We start from the raw sequence: 13468 nt of genomic DNA, 5'->3' as shown, positions 1-13468 counted from the left end.
CAAGAGTTCATTACCCAGTTGGTGAGCAATGAAGAATTCATTACCAATATCATTGAAGAATTAAAAGATACCTATGGTAATGTAGGATACGATACCACAACGAATCAGTTCTTTTACTATGATGCAGATGGCAACCCGGTAACCATTGACATTTCTACCTTAACGAATACGAAGATCCAAAGCTTTGTTGTAGATCAAGCCAACAATGTATTAGTGATTACCGATACGGACAATACGCGCTTTGAAGTTACCCTGGATGACTTAGGCGCAGCGATTGCCAATAACGATGTATTTGTAACCAATTTAGTTGAAAATCAAGAGTTCATTACCCAGTTGGTGAGCAATGAAGAATTCATTACCAATATCATTGAAGAATTAAAAGATACCTATGGTAATGTAGGATATGATACCACAACGAATCAGTTCTTTTACTATGATGCAGATGGCAACCCGGTAACCATTGATATAACAGATTTATTAGCTAATGCTGGAGAATCGTTGACTACGGATGGAGTAATTGGAGTTGAAGTAGATGGAATAGTGGGAACAGAAGCGCAAAATGCAGTTTTACAAGCGTTGAAATTATCTTTAAATAACGATACAGTAACCTCTATACATATTAAAGATGGTACAATTCAGCCTATTGATTTAGCAGAAGCAGGGAGTAATCAGGTTTTGGTAACAGGAGCAGATAAAAAACCAGTGTGGAAAGATCAGAGTAAAGTTGCACCACAGTTCTTTTATATGCCTGCTGTTATTTTTGATACTAGTGCAACAGGTATAGCAATACGCGATTTGTATCAAGAATATGTCAATCAATTTACAGGAGGATCTTCAACTTCCGCTACAGCCGTAACCTATCCAATTTCCCACGGACCTGCAGGTACAATACCCACTCAATATGGAGGAGGTATTATCGGAAGTGCAGGTGCGCCTGATGATATTACAGTATTACAGAAAGGGGATTTATACTATTATGTGACCTATTATGATGAAGCAGTATTTGAGAATCTATCCATTAGCGCTGATGGAAAATTAACGTATACGGTTAAAGCAGCCGCCTCATCAAGTTCTTATATGAATATTGTTTTTGTGATTAAATAATGTAAAATAGACAAATATGATACATACAAAATATAATATCATCAAAAGATTGCAGCTAATTCTTTCATTGCTCTTTTTGCTCTTACTGAGTAACAGCATTTGGGCAGAAGGGTCCAAAGATTTGTATCCTGCGAATGCAAGAGGAGGAAGGGCTTGGCTTAATTTATGTGACGCAATATCAGGAGTTGAAGCGAGTTTCTCCAATGAATATTTCAGGAATAGTTATCCGAGTTCCACAGCCACTCATTATGTGTATGCAGAGGAAGGAGAACAAATTGCCATTGCCACAGACGTACAAGCTAATGGTAAGGAGCTAATTATGTTGTATTCTCCGGATGGTTTTTTGCTGCCACTTAACTTAATTGGAGAAGCAGGTAATATTCCAAATCGTACAGCAGAATTAGCTGGTCCAAGATTGCCAAACCAAGGAGCAGGAGATAATCGCTATTTACCTGTATATTATACTGTACCTCAAGGAGAATCTGGTATTTATAAAGTAGAGTTTATAGGTTCTAAAGATTATCCAGTAGTTGCTCGTTATAATTTAAGATATACTTCAGCTAATGCTTGGCCAAGTCGAGTCAATGATATGGTGATAGCTTGGGATATTACTGTAGCCAAGCGTACTGGGCAAGAATGGAATTGGGTTAATGGACGTGTATATGCTAATATGTTGCGTTTTCAAAATGGAATAAATGTAAGCACATTAATGTATCCTCCAGAAGGTTTTTATGGAAAGTTTAAAGTATTGACGTATGATGGATATGTATACCATATAGAGCATAATGGACAAACAGCATCAGTATTTGCGGTTGCAGCCAATAATATTGGAACAGTTTTAACTGGTGCTAATGAAACATCTATATATGAAAGTTATAGAAGTACTTCACATCTACTGATAGATGGACGTTATAGGAATCCTAGTTGGGTAGATACTCGTTTAACAAAAGCATTTAAGGTGTTTTATAATACCCCTGATGTTAATTTACCTACATCAGCAAAATATGCTGTAACAGGACAAAGTCATTGGTTAAAAAATAAAGAACCTGATATTAATCAAACTACAGTAGATTTTAAGGTAGTTGGTGTAGAAGCAGGAGAAAATATAGTAGGTCCTATGGGAGCTTATGTATCTTTTACTATACCAAGCAATTGTACGTATAAAATTACAATTAAACCCAAAGCAGGAGTTACACCTAGCTTTCCTGTGCGCATTTTACAAGGAACTTGTCAATTGGGTGAAAATAGGATTTATTGGGATGGAAAAGATGGACAAGATAAATATATTATGGCTGGTACAGCTAGTGTTTCTATAGAATTAAACTATCGTTATGGTGAAATTCACGTTCCCCTTTTTGCACCACAAAGGAATCCCTCCGGACTTATTGTTGAATTGTTATCTTCAGATTATCAGTCGGTTCGATCGGATAAGGTGTATTGGGATGATAGACCAGTTGATACTAATCCCAACAGTCCGCAATTTGATGATGATATGGGAAATCCAATGAATGCGAGTCATGTTGTGATGCCTCAAGGGATTTCAAGTCGTGTAAATGGACATATTTTCACACGAAATTCTGTTGCAGGTAGACCAAGTGGGGGGACTTTAGGAGCACTTAGTTTGATGAATACCTGGGCTTTTGCCGCGCGAACTACAGTTACAGAAGAAAAAGAAATCGAAATGAAAGTAGCTGATTTAGAGGTGGTATCAATCATTCCGGATCAAACATCTATCAGTCAAAATGAGATCGTGACCTATGCGATCAAGGTAAAGAACAATGGGCCAAGTGCTATAACAGGGGCTCCTTTTACCTTTGTCGTTCCGCTGGGTTTTGAATCCGTTCAAACACAATTTACAGGAAATTCTTGCGGGACGGAAAGTAGTGGAATTGTTTATGATGCACTGAATCACATTTACCGATCCACCTTGGATTTAGCTAATGGTTGTGAAGTTACGTATAATATTCAGCTTAAAGCCATTGCGCCAGTTTCAGGACTAGTCAAAGTGGAAGCAACTATTTTGCGACCAAATGGAATTTACGATCCAGACGCAACCAACACGAATCCTAATGTTCCACCTACCGACCCTTATTATGAATGTACAAATAATGGGCTAGGTCGACCGTGTAACAATATCAAAAAGAATGAGGAGGTTGTGTTTTCTAGTGCAAGTTTCACGCTAATTAAAGATGGGGTATGGAATGCTACCAATGGCAGTACTGCTCAAGTAGGAGATGCTATTACGTATACTATACAATTGACTAATACTGGTGTTACCCAGTTAGGTTCGGTTGTATTGACTGACCCTCTCCTAGGAGGTGTGGTTACAGCCGTTCCTGTAAAAAGTGTGAATGTGGATAACGTTTTAGATGTCAATGAGAGTTGGACCTATACCTTGACTTATGCGCTAACTCAAGCGGATTTAGCGAATAAAGGAGTGTATAATCAGGCTAGTGTAAAGGCAACAGAGACAGGGAGTAATATTGCGATTGAAAAGAAATCGAAACCAACTGTTCCTCTTCTCCCTACAGACCTAGGCTATGATCCTCTAAGACCTAATCATACTTTCGTGCCTTTAAGTGTAAATAGTATATTGATTTCCAACCCAATGGTTCGCCAAAGGATTAAATAGTAAAAAAATGAGATATAAACAAACATATACAATAGGACTCCTCTGTACAATTTGTTGTACGACTATAGGGATGTCCCAAGAAACTCCTGCATTTATGATAAATGAAGGAATAATGGTTGTGTCTGCTGATGATTTGGTTTCTATTGAAGGGACATTTGAAAATACCACCATAGGAGAAGTGATTAACGACGGGACTATGGTGTACTTTCACGATTTTATCAACAATGGATATTATGGATTAAGTCGCACCAAGACAACATCTATGGCTATTTTTCTGAATAATAATGCTGATAGACTGAAACAGATAAGTGGAAATGAACTCTCTACATTTTATAATATACAGTTTAATAGTCCAACAAAAGGTCGAGCTTTTGATTTGAAAAACAACATTGATGTATGGGGTACAGCAGATTTTCAGGATGGAATTGTGAAAGTAGATTCTGTAGTAAATGCAAAAACCAACCTTTCTCATGGAATGTTTAGTTTTCAACAAGGTGCCAAGGCAGTTAATGCCACAGATCATGCGCATGTTGAAGGAGAAGTAGAGAAAATAGGACAAGAACCTTTTGTTTATCCCATTGGGGACAAAGGTCATTATCGCCCTGCCAAAATATCTGCACCTAAGCATGTTAAAGATGGTTTTGTAAGTAAATATATATATGGAGATCATGCTTTTTTTCGAGCACATGACACAAAGGCCAAGCAAATTGAGATTCTCAATGATAAAGAGTATTGGATTGTGGAAAAAGGAACAAGAACAGCTTCGGATATTTTATTGACCTTGAGTTGGGATGAACGCACAACAGCATCTTCACTTTTGGAAAATACACAAGCTGAATTACACATTGTTCGATGGGATGAAACAGCTAAATCTTGGGTAGATGAAGGTGGAGCAATTGATCGAGAAGCAAAAGAAGTATCTACAATAGCCGCAGTGAATGGGTATGGGTATTTTACTTTAGCACTTATCGGACCAGGTAAGGAACAGGATTCAGAAGACGTTGTTATCTACAATCTTGTGACACCTAATAGTGATGGATCGAGTGACTATTTTATTATTGACAATATCTGGAATTATCCAACTAATAAAGTAGAAATATATAACCGTTGGGGGGTTCGCGTGTATTCAACAACCGCATATGATCCGAATGGAGATGGTAGCAGTAATGTATTTAATGGATATTCAAATGGACGGAACACAATAGGTAAAAATAATAAGCTCCCAAGCGGAACGTATTATTATGTTGTGACTTACGAGTATAAGGATGAAAACGGTAGTCGTATGATTAAAAAAGCAGCAAACCTACACTTAGAAAACAACTAAAAGTGCATGAGATGAGAAAAAGTAAAACATTAAAAAAAAGTGTGTTAGTTGGATTAGGATTGATTTGCTTAAATCAATCCTTTGCCCAACAAGATCCACAATATACACAGTATATGTATAATCCATCTGTCATTAACCCTGCCTATGCAGGAAGTACAGATCATTTACAAATCTTTGGATTATATCGTACACAGTGGATTGGTTTGACTGGAGCTCCTAAAACAGCCCATCTATCCGTAACAACCCCCTTAAATGAATCGGGGTTAGGGCTTGGAGTTCACCTAAAAAATGATCATTTAGGCGTAATGGATGAGAATAGTCTTGCCGTGGATTTGGCGTATACCGTAGCGCTGAGTTACCAATATAAATTAGCTTTCGGATTGAAAGGTACAGGATCCCTTTTGGATATTAACTATGATAAATTAACAATTTATGGAGGAACCGATCCGATTGCCGAATCTAATGTGAACAACAAATTTGCAGGGAATGTAGGAGCAGGCGTTTATTTGTATGGAGATAGAGCTTATGTAGGTTTGTCAGCACCTCAAATTTTATCTAGTACAAGATACAATGACAATGATTATAGCGTGGTAAAAGATAAAGTGCATTTTTATTTGATGGGAGGTTATGTATTTGAGGTTAATCCCAATATTCAATTTAAACCAGCTGCACTTATGAAAGCGGTATCTGGGGCACCTCTTCAAGTGGATCTAACGGCCAATGCCTTATTTTATGACAAATTTACACTTGGAGTTGCTTATCGTTGGGATGCTGCGGTAAGTGGTCTCGCAGGTTTCCAAATTACAGAAGGTTTACTTGTGGGATATACCTATGATGCTGATATCAATTCTTTGGCTAAGTATAATTCTGGCTCTCATGAAATATTCTTAAAATTCGATCTATTTAAGAATTATAAGAAAAAATTATCCCCTCGATTCTTTTAAAAAGTAAACATTATGATTCGAAAACAAAAAAAGAAAAGTCTTTTGTTTGTTCTTTTTTGCTTTAGTATACTAAGCTTTGGACAAAATAGCCAAACAAAAAAAGGAGATAAAAACTTTGAAAATTATTCGTATATAGAAGCAATTAAAATATATGAAAATATAGCAAATCAAGGTTTTGTAACGGGTGATATTTTAGCTAAACTAGGAGATTCCTATTATTTTAATGGTAAATTTTCTGAAGCTTCTAAGTGGTATAATCAATTGTTTAATAGTGACTATAGGGATAAAAATCTCAGTCAACTAGATACAGAGTATTACTATCGTTTTGGACAAACGCTAAAAGCGATTGGAGAGAACCAGAAGGCAGACGAAATATTAAAACGCTTTACAGAAATAGAAGTCGATGATTCACGTTCTAAATTGTATTTAACAACAAGTGAAATTGTGGAAAAAACTAAAACAGCGGCTAGTTTTACGTTGGCAAATTTGAGTATTAATAGTGAATATGCAGAATATGGACCTTTCATTCTAGGAGATCAATTGATTTTTACTTCCTCACGAGTGAATAGCGAAATGAAAAATAAAGTGCATAATTGGACGAACGAAAACTACACAAAATTGTACGCCTCGTCTATTCAGAAAGATGGAACGTTTAGTACACCTATGTTGTATGCAAAAGAAATAGCAAATAAAGAACTCAATATGGGAACTGCCATTGTTTCTAAAGATGGTTCAACCATGTATTTTACTAGTAATAGAAGTATAGTAAAGGGTGTGCAAAAGCAAGGAATAGAGGAGAATACACTGCTTAAAATTTACAAAGTAACCAAGCAAAAAAATGGTGAATGGGGCAATATGGTAGAGGTGCCTTTTAATTCAAAGGGTAGTAGTACTGCACATGCTGCATGGACTCCAGACGGGAAATGGATGTATTTTGTATCCGATCGCCCAGAAAGCATCGGACAGTCTGATTTATTTAGAGTAGCTTGTTATGAAGGAGAAGAATTTGGACGAGTAGAATCTCTTGGACCTTCAATTAATACAGAAGGACGTGAAACATTCCCTTTTATTTCAGATGATTACTGGTTGTATTTTGCTAGTGACGGACATCCGGGTTTTGGAGGATTAGATTTGTTTAAAGCTAAAATTAATAGCGATGGCAGTATAGGTGTACCTTTTAATTTAGGTCCAGAAATAAATAGTTCTTCGGATGATTTTGCCCTGTATATAGATAGTGCCTTGCACAAAGGATTTATGAGTTCCAATAGAAAAGGAGGACAGGGAGGAGACGATATTTATATGTTCGTTGAACAACCATGTATACAAAATTTAAAAGGAAAAATTTACAATCAGGATACGAAAGAAGGAATAGAACAGGTTGAAATTGTTGTTTCTGATAAAACACAAAAAACAGTAGGAGAATGGCGTTCAGGTAAGCAGGGGGAGTATCAAATAGAGAAATTGCTCTGTGGTCATGATTACCGTATACGCATCAGTAAGGAAGGATATTTTACCAAAGAAATTGTGGTCAAAACAGATCGAGTCAAAGCAAGGGAAATCAATATAGAACTTGAACCAAACAAAGTCGAGATTCAAGAAGGAGATGATTTATTCAGTAAATTAAGGCTAGATCCAATTTATTTTAGTTTTGATCAACACAGTATCCCTTCTAGTGCTGAAATAGAACTTGCAAAAGTTGTGGAAACCATGAAGCAGCACCCAAGTTTGAATATTGCGATACGCTCCCATACAGATAGTAAAGGAAATACAAAGTACAATCACAAACTATCTGAACGTCGTGCGCAAGAAACGATGAAATGGATAATTGATAGGGGAATAGATCCTCGTCGATTGACAGCTAAAGGATACGGGGAAAGTCAGCCCATAAACCATTGTCGCAAAGGGGTGCGTTGTACAGATGAAGAACACCAACTCAATAGACGAAGTGAGTTTATTATTGTCGAAATGTGATGATGGTGGATGCACAATTGTTCAACTAGACTTGTAGGCTTAAGGAACAAGAATTGAAGTTAATTTTTAAAAAAGAAGAGAGTAAGCCATTTCGCTTGCTCTCTTCTCGCGTTTAAGATTTCTTTATATCGAATCGCAATAAAACCATATCTACCATCCGTCTTCCATTTTCGAAAATAGGTTCAGCGTAGTGGTCGATAAAAAAGTTCTTGCGTCTATCATAGCGTATGAATCCATTGCGTTCATAAAAGCGAATTTGTGCATCTCCGGTATCGGAAGTGCCAACGATTACAGTTTCAAAACCTTGCTGTAAGGCCATTGTTTTAATTTTCTCGATTAAAAAACTACCGATATGTTGATTTTGATAGGCGGTACTGACCGCTATGTTTTTAATTTCTAAACAATTACTGTTATGGGGATAAAGACAAAAAACGGCAAGTTCCTCTTTGTCTTTCCATACACTATAGATGCGACTGTCGTACAAATACTGTTCAATTGCTTCTACTGTTTCATCAGCTAACAGAAGAAGGTGCATGGGATAAGGAGGAGTTTGAATCTCTTTGATTTGAAGTGAATCAAGTAGCATACGTTTGATATAAGTTTGATTAAACACAAAAGTACAATCTTTCTATTATTTTAGGTGAAATACGATAGGTAAAAAGAAAGACTTGATATGTTTAGCGGGTACTCTTTGGTTTAATGTAAAGGATTATAGAAGAACTTCTACAAAATTTGAATATATTTGCAACCATTATAAAAAGACAATAAGTTACTAAAAATATGAAAGCAGGTATTGTAGGATTGCCAAATGTTGGAAAATCAACACTATTCAATTGTTTATCAAACGCTAAAGCACAAAGTGCTAACTTCCCATTCTGTACAATCGAACCCAATGTTGGAGTTGTAAACGTGCCAGATCCCCGTTTATTAAAATTAGAAGAGTTGGTAAATCCAGAGCGAGTTTTACCAGCAACAGTAGAAATCGTTGATATCGCTGGATTAGTGAAAGGGGCAAGTAAAGGTGAAGGATTGGGGAACCAGTTCTTGGGAAATATTCGCGAGTGTAATGCAATTATACACGTTTTACGTTGTTTTGATAACGACAATATTGTTCACGTAGACGGAAAAGTAAATCCAATTCGCGATAAGGAAACAATTGATATCGAATTGCAATTAAAAGACCTTGAGACTGTTGAGAAACGTTTAGAGAAAGTAAAAAAAGCAGCTAAAACAGGTAATAAAGAAGCACAAGTAGAAGCGGATTTATTAGATCGTATAAGAGAAACGTTATTAGCTGGAAAATCTGCACGTGTAGTAGAGGCAAAAAATCAAGACGAGGAAGAGTTGTTAGAAGCTTTCCAATTGATTACAACTAAACCTGTACTATATGTGTGTAATGTAGATGAGGGAGCAGCAGTTAGTGGAAATGCATATGTAGAGCAAGTAAAAGAGCTTGTAAAAGATGAAAATGCGGAAGTAATTGTTTTGGCTGTTGGAACAGAAGCGGATATTACAGAATTGGAGACATTCGAAGAGCGTCAAATGTTCTTGGAAGATTTAGGTTTAGAAGAACCGGGATCATCAAAATTAATCCGTTCGGCTTATAAATTATTAAACTTGCAAACCTACTTCACAGCAGGAGTGAAAGAAGTAAGAGCTTGGACAATCAACGTTGGGGATACTGCACCACAGGCAGCAGGCGTTATTCACTCGGATTTTGAAAAAGGATTCATCCGAGCTGAAGTAATCGCTTATGACGATTATGTTGCGTTTGGTTCAGAAGCTAAAGTAAAAGAAGCAGGAAAACTAAGAGTTGAAGGAAAAGAATATATCGTGAAAGATGGAGATGTAATGCACTTCCGTTTTAACGTATAAGGATAACCAAATACAAATCAAAAAAGAGAGGTGTTATGCACCTCTCTTTTTTTGTATATTTAAGTTTTGATTATATAGAATATGCTAAAAAAAATCGCATACTTTGTAAAAGTGTTTACCTTGTGTTTTTTTACATTTGTTATGGTTTACGTAACTGTTTTTTATGGACTATCTATAATACCAGCTAAAGTAATACCAGAAAATAGTCAACAATCAGAAGATGAGATTGTTGTTTATTTGTCGACGAATGGAGTTCATACAGATTTTGTTGTGCCATTCGTACACGAGGTAATGGATTGGCGTACAAAAGTAGAGTTACCAGCCACTCGAGCACAATGGATAGCTTTTGGTTGGGGAGATAAAGGGTTCTATCTTAATACCCCATCGTGGAGTGATTTGCGTCTGTCTACTGCTTTAAGTGCAATATCAGGCGTTGGAGAATCAGCTATGCATGTAACCGCTTATACCCATTTTGTTGAGGATGAAAATACGGTTGAATTACGACTTTCAAAAAGTGAGTACCAAGCTTTAGTTCATTATATTGATGTTAGTTTCAAGAAAGAGGGAGAAACATATCAACGAATTGAAGTGGAAGGTTATCGTCAATCCGATGCGTTCTATGAAGCAAAAGGGAGTTATAGTTTATTTTACACCTGTAATACATGGGTGAATCAAGGGTTAAAACAAATGAATCAAAAAGCAGCCTTGTGGGCTTTGCACGATCAAGGCATATTTAGGCATTATAAATAATTATGATACAAATACCTTTTAAAAAAATTGGACTTTTATTGAAGAATTCTGTGATGGATTTTTTAGATGATCGGGCAACATCCTTTAGTGCAGCTTTATCTTACTATACTATTTTCGCTTTGCCACCTCTGATTATTCTAATTATCTCTGCCTCTGGATTTTTTTTGGAAGAAAAAGATGTCTCTTCTTTTTTTTATCAACAAATTGGTGAGTTAGTAGGACCGAATACGGCAAGAGAAGTTGAAAACGCCATGAATAATGTGACGATTAATCGCTCCGGTGTTTTACCAACGATTATCGGGGTTGTCATGTTACTGTTTACTGCCTCAGGTGTGTTTGCCGAAATTCAAAGTTCTATTAATTACATTTGGGGATTTGTAGCTAAACCAGAAAAAAGTATGGTTCGCCTACTGAAAAACAGATTGTTGTCTTTCGCTATGATTGGCTCTGTAGGCTTTTTGTTATTAGTTAGCCTTCTCATTAATTCCTTGGCCAGTATCCTTTATGAATTCTTAACGGATTACTTTGCAGAATCGACGATTTATTTTGTTCAGGTTGTCAATAATATTATTGTATTTTTGATTATTACCCTTTTATTTGCCGTGATATTTAAAACCTTACCCAATGGAATCATCCGCATGAAAGACGCCATGGTAGGGGCAGCATTTACTGCAGTCCTATTTATGGTGGGTAAATTCGGCATCGGATTTTATTTAGGTACAACCGCTAAATCTTCCCTTTATGGTGCTGCAGGATCCATTATCGTTATGTTAGTTTGGGTTTATTATTCAGCTATGATTTTGTATTTTGGCGCTGAATTTACCAAAAATTACGCGTTATTGTTTGGACAGCGAATTCGACCAGGAGAGTTTTCTTTAGAAATTGATAAAAATGCCATCAAAAAGACGGAAGAATAGAAAGTTTTACAAGCAAAAAAACGGTATTTACAAATTTTTATCATTTTTATTTTAGGTTAAATAGTAGTATTTTAGCGCAAATTCCAACAATTTATATGCAAAATCAAAATCAGTATACTGAAGACAATATTCGTTCTTTAGATTGGAAAGAACATATCCGTATGCGTCCGGGTATGTATATCGGTAAGCTTGGTGATGGATCGTCTCCTGATGATGGGATTTATATCCTAATTAAGGAGGTAATTGACAATAGTATTGATGAGTTTGTAATGGGCACAGGAAAAACTATTGAAGTTACCTTAAAAGACAAAATGGTTACGGTTCGTGACTTTGGGCGTGGTATTCCATTAGGAAAGGTAATTGACGTAGTGTCGAAAATGAACACAGGAGGTAAGTACGACTCCAAAGCATTTAAAAAATCAGTTGGTCTAAATGGGGTAGGTACAAAAGCAGTTAATGCTTTGTCTAATTATTTCCGCGTTGTTTCTGTTCGAGATAATCAACAAAAAGCAGCTGACTTCTCGGCAGGGAATTTGGTGAATGAAGAAGAACTCGTTGAAACAACTAAGCGAAAAGGAACGAAAGTTTCCTTTATCGCAGATGAGAAGATTTTCAAAAACTACAAATACCGCAAAGAGTATATTGAGCGTATGCTCAAGAATTACTGTTACCTGAATAAGGGGTTAACGATCATTTTTAATGGTGAAAAATTCTATTCAGAAAATGGATTGAAAGATTTGCTGAATGAAAACATAAATGAAGAAGATCAGGTATATCCAATCATTCATCTTACAGGGGAGGATATTGAAGTAGCGATTACGCATAGTAGAACGCAATATTCAGAAGAGTATTACTCTTTTGTTAATGGACAAAATACCACACAAGGAGGAACACATTTGGGAGCGTTTCGCGAAGCAGTCGTTCGTACACTCAAAGAGTTTTACAATAAAAACTTTGAGGCTTCTGATATTCGAAAATCAATTGTAGCTGCTATTTCAGTAAAGGTTGAAGAGCCTGTATTTGAATCGCAAACCAAAACAAAATTGGGTTCAACTGATATGGGACCAGATTTGCCGACGGTGCGTACATTTGTTAATGATTTTGTTAAAACGCAATTAGATAACTACTTGCATAAAAACCCTGAAATTGCGGATGCCTTATTGCGCAAAATCTTACAAGCAGAACGCGAGCGTAAGGAATTATCTGGAATTCGAAAAATAGCAAAGGAACGCGCAAAAAAAGCGAGTTTACACAACCGTAAATTACGCGATTGTCGCGTGCATTTTACAGACATTAAAAATCCTCGATACCTAGAAAGTACACTTTTTATTACGGAGGGAGATTCAGCTTCTGGATCCATTACCAAATCGAGAGACGTAAATACGCAAGCCGTATTTAGTTTGCGTGGAAAACCGTTGAATTCGTATGGAATGACCAAAAAGATTGTATACGAAAATGAGGAATTTAACTTGCTTCAAGCTGCCTTGGATATAGAAGAAGACTTCGAAAGTTTGCGTTACAATAACATCGTAATTGCAACCGATGCCGATGTCGATGGAATGCATATTCGCTTGTTGTTAATTACTTTCTTTTTACAGTTTTTCCCTGAATTAATCAAAGAAGGTCATTTGTATATTTTGCAAACACCTTTGTTCCGTGTGAGAAATAGAAAAGAAACGATTTACTGTTATAGTGAAGAAGAACGTGTAGCAGCAATCGAAAAGTTAAAACCTAAACCAGAAATTACGCGATTCAAAGGATTGGGAGAGATTTCTCCAGATGAGTTTCAACACTTCATCGGTGAAAATATTCGATTAGATCCTGTTATGCTTGATAAATCAATGTCTATTGAAAAAATGTTAGAATTTTACATGGGTAAAAACACACCAGATAGACAAGAATTTATCATTGATAATTTGAAAGTTGAACTTGATGTTGTAGAAGAATAGAC

General features: G+C 36.3%; 10 protein-coding genes. 9 read left to right on the top strand and 1 reads right to left on the bottom strand.

Features of this window, described 5'->3' with window-relative positions:
- From HX004_RS16670 to HX004_RS16650, 5 genes are all read left to right on the top strand, one after another.
- A partial coding sequence (locus HX004_RS16670; RefSeq protein ID WP_286443841.1) for a hypothetical protein occupies positions 1 to 1104 on the top strand: 1104 nt, incomplete at its 5' end.
- A 16-nt stretch (positions 1105 to 1120) separates the two neighbouring features.
- Positions 1121 to 3736, top strand: coding sequence for a CLIPPER-2 domain-containing protein (locus HX004_RS16665; RefSeq protein WP_286443839.1), 2616 nt, complete (start codon positions 1121 to 1123; stop codon positions 3734 to 3736).
- A 7-nt stretch (positions 3737 to 3743) separates the two neighbouring features.
- A complete protein-coding gene (locus HX004_RS16660; RefSeq protein WP_286443838.1) occupies positions 3744 to 5060 on the top strand; it encodes a T9SS type B sorting domain-containing protein in 1317 nt (438 codons plus the stop codon).
- An 11-nt stretch (positions 5061 to 5071) separates the two neighbouring features.
- The gene (locus tag HX004_RS16655) at positions 5072 to 6004 is read left to right on the top strand and encodes a PorP/SprF family type IX secretion system membrane protein (protein WP_286443836.1); all 933 of its coding nucleotides are present in this window, start codon (positions 5072 to 5074) and stop codon (positions 6002 to 6004) included.
- 12 nt (positions 6005 to 6016) lie between these two features.
- Complete coding sequence (locus HX004_RS16650) at positions 6017 to 7975, top strand: OmpA family protein (RefSeq protein WP_286443835.1); 1959 nt, start codon at positions 6017 to 6019, stop codon at positions 7973 to 7975.
- Positions 7976 to 8087: 112 nt separating this feature from the next.
- Here HX004_RS16650 and HX004_RS16645 read toward each other — a convergent pair whose 3' ends face one another.
- A complete protein-coding gene (locus HX004_RS16645; RefSeq protein ID WP_286443833.1) occupies positions 8088 to 8561 on the bottom strand; it encodes a GNAT family N-acetyltransferase in 474 nt (157 codons plus the stop codon).
- Between the two features lie 194 nt (positions 8562 to 8755).
- Between HX004_RS16645 and ychF the strand changes: the two genes are divergently transcribed.
- From ychF to HX004_RS16625, 4 genes are all read left to right on the top strand, one after another.
- The gene (gene ychF / locus HX004_RS16640; protein WP_286443831.1) at positions 8756 to 9850 is read left to right on the top strand and encodes a redox-regulated ATPase YchF; all 1095 of its coding nucleotides are present in this window, start codon (positions 8756 to 8758) and stop codon (positions 9848 to 9850) included.
- An 81-nt stretch (positions 9851 to 9931) separates the two neighbouring features.
- Entirely contained in the window at positions 9932 to 10600 is a 669-nt protein-coding gene (locus tag HX004_RS16635; protein ID WP_286443829.1) for a TIGR02117 family protein, read from the top strand.
- Positions 10601 to 10602: 2 nt separating this feature from the next.
- Positions 10603 to 11517 carry a YihY/virulence factor BrkB family protein gene (locus tag HX004_RS16630; protein WP_286443826.1) on the top strand — a complete coding sequence of 305 codons (915 nt, stop codon included), beginning with the start codon at positions 10603 to 10605 and terminating at the stop codon, positions 11515 to 11517.
- 95 nt (positions 11518 to 11612) lie between these two features.
- On the top strand, positions 11613 to 13466 hold the full coding sequence (locus HX004_RS16625) for a DNA topoisomerase IV subunit B (RefSeq protein ID WP_286443824.1): 1854 nt from the start codon (positions 11613 to 11615) through the stop codon (positions 13464 to 13466).
- Positions 13467 to 13468 lie beyond the last annotated feature (2 nt).

This window comes from Myroides sp. 1354 (assembly GCF_030324495.1).
Classification (GTDB): domain Bacteria; phylum Bacteroidota; class Bacteroidia; order Flavobacteriales; family Flavobacteriaceae; genus Flavobacterium.
Note: the sequence above shows the minus strand (reverse complement) of the source record. Positions and strands in the feature narration are given on the sequence as shown.

Coding starts and splice junctions, on each gene's coding strand:
- HX004_RS16655 (WP_286443836.1), top strand. CDS start 5,072: ATGAGAAAAAGTAAAACATTAAAAAAAAGTGTGTTAGTTGGATTAGGA.
- HX004_RS16635 (WP_286443829.1), top strand. CDS start 9,932: ATGCTAAAAAAAATCGCATACTTTGTAAAAGTGTTTACCTTGTGTTTT.
- HX004_RS16665 (WP_286443839.1), top strand. CDS start 1,121: ATGATACATACAAAATATAATATCATCAAAAGATTGCAGCTAATTCTT.
- HX004_RS16630 (WP_286443826.1), top strand. CDS start 10,603: ATGATACAAATACCTTTTAAAAAAATTGGACTTTTATTGAAGAATTCT.
- HX004_RS16645 (WP_286443833.1), bottom strand. CDS start 8,561: ATGCTACTTGATTCACTTCAAATCAAAGAGATTCAAACTCCTCCTTAT.
- ychF (WP_286443831.1), top strand. CDS start 8,756: ATGAAAGCAGGTATTGTAGGATTGCCAAATGTTGGAAAATCAACACTA.
- HX004_RS16660 (WP_286443838.1), top strand. CDS start 3,744: ATGAGATATAAACAAACATATACAATAGGACTCCTCTGTACAATTTGT.
- HX004_RS16625 (WP_286443824.1), top strand. CDS start 11,613: ATGCAAAATCAAAATCAGTATACTGAAGACAATATTCGTTCTTTAGAT.
- HX004_RS16650 (WP_286443835.1), top strand. CDS start 6,017: ATGATTCGAAAACAAAAAAAGAAAAGTCTTTTGTTTGTTCTTTTTTGC.